3 protein-coding genes are annotated in these 1,731 nt (G+C 64.2%); all 3 read right to left on the bottom strand.

Going from position 1 to position 1,731, the window contains the following annotated elements:
• Positions 1 to 205: 205 nt before the first annotated feature.
• Positions 206 to 598 (bottom strand): MAPEG family protein, encoded by a 393-nt coding sequence (locus tag ACEN2S_RS22975; protein ID WP_441870959.1) that lies wholly within the window; start codon positions 596 to 598, stop codon positions 206 to 208.
• 120 nt (positions 599 to 718) lie between these two features.
• Entirely contained in the window at positions 719 to 1,231 is a 513-nt protein-coding gene (locus ACEN2S_RS22970) for a DUF2314 domain-containing protein (protein ID WP_441870956.1), read from the bottom strand.
• 80 nt (positions 1,232 to 1,311) lie between these two features.
• On the bottom strand, positions 1,312 to 1,731 hold a 420-nt coding region (locus ACEN2S_RS22965), incomplete at its 5' end, for a biotin/lipoyl-containing protein (protein ID WP_441870953.1).

Here is a 1,731-nt window from a genome sequence, read left to right as displayed (position 1 = left end):
CGACCCTAACCTTGGCAAGGTTATGCTCTACCCCTGAGCTACGCCCGCACTCCATCCCGTCAGTTCCGCGTTGCCGCGTCGCCTTCGGTGAACGGGGATTTACAAACCCGCAGCCCGCGCTGCAAGGGGAAAATGCAGCTGGCCCGAATTATTTTTGAAGACTTGGCGTAACTATATGAAATTGTTTTATTTCACGCGGAACTCTTTACAGGAGCGAATGGCCCATCAGCCCGATCCCGGTGAGGCTGAGAACGGCAAAGGTCAGCACCATCCCCGCCGCGCGCAGCCGCAGGCCGCGCTTGCCCCGTGCCAGCCCCTGCATGTGCAAAAGCCGCCCCGCCAGCAGCATCACGCAGAGCCCGTGCAAGAGCCAGACGGGCGCGCCCTGCAGCTCGGCCATCAAGAGCAGGATCAGGCTGATCGGGACATATTCGGCGAAATTGCCGTGGATGCGGATATGGACCAGCAGATCGCTGTCGGTGCCGTCTCCCAGAGAAACGCCGCGGTTTCGGCGCAGGCGCACCACCCGCAGCGCCAGCCAGACATAGGCCAGCGCCAACAGACCAGCGTAAAGGGGCACAACATGGGGCAGGGGCATGACAATCCTCCGGGTCGCTGCCGCTTCAGACTGCCCGGACCGCGCGCGCAAGGCAATGTCCTAAGGCAAGGTCTTGCTATGCCGGGCCGCCGTCCGGCGGCTGGGGGCGCGTGTGCTGGCTCAGTCCGGTATCGGGTTTGCCGACAACATCTGCCGCAGGACCGCTGCCTCTTCCGGCGTCCGATGTGAGAGCAGCGCGCGGGTGGTGAAATTGCCATAGAGCAGGCCATCCGACGCCTGGAGCGACCAGTCGATGATCTGATCCCGGGTGAAAGACACCGGGTCGCCCAGATACAGGCCCGACATGAAATCGGGTTCATTGGCCAGCCGCGCGGTAAAGGCATTGCCCTTCTGCGCAATCTCCTCGACCCATATCGCCTCATCGGTGACGCCCAGCAATTGCGCGCTGTCACTGCTGACCGGCAGGCTGATCTTCAGCGTGAAATCAGGCGCCGAAACGGACCCCGCGGGCAGATGCGTGGCCAGCATCCCGGGCAGGCTTTGCCGCGCCGTGTGAATGGCCTTTTGCATCCGCGGGTCATTTCCCGCAATGGCGGTGGTGAAGTCGGCGCGCAAGGGCAAGGCTGTGCCCAGAAACAGGCCGGACAGCAGGACGGCGAAGAGGCGCATCATCGGCATATGGTCCGCGACAAAATGAAGAAGGGCGCGCCGAGCATCGGCACGCCCCCGTTTCCTGTCAATCCGCCGTGATCTCAGTCGCCGAGTTCGACGAGAAGATCCTTGGCGTCGATCTGCTGGCCCGGCTGCACATGCACGGCGCGCACGATGGCGTCGCGGTCGGCATGAATGCCGGTTTCCATCTTCATCGCCTCAATGGTCAGCATGAGATCGCCCGCCGCCACGCGCTGACCGATCACCACGCCGACGGAGGCCACCGAGCCCGGCATCGGCGCGCCGATGTGGTTGGCATTGCCCTCCATCGCCTTCGGCCGGGCCGCCGTCGCGGCTTTCACCGCGCGGTTTGCCACCCGGATCACCCGCGGCTGGCCGTTCAGCTCAAAGAACACCTTGGCCTCGCCGGTCTCATCGGTCTCACCCACCGCCTGCAGCCGGATCTCCAGCGTCTTGCCGGGGTCGATCTCGGCGGTGATCTCTTCGCCCGGCTCCATGCC

This window comes from Phaeovulum sp. W22_SRMD_FR3 (assembly GCF_052113705.1).
Classification (GTDB): Bacteria; Pseudomonadota; Alphaproteobacteria; order Rhodobacterales; family Rhodobacteraceae; genus JBGQOG01.
The sequence above is the reverse complement of the archived record's forward strand: the minus strand, read 5'-3'. Positions and strand labels throughout refer to the sequence as shown.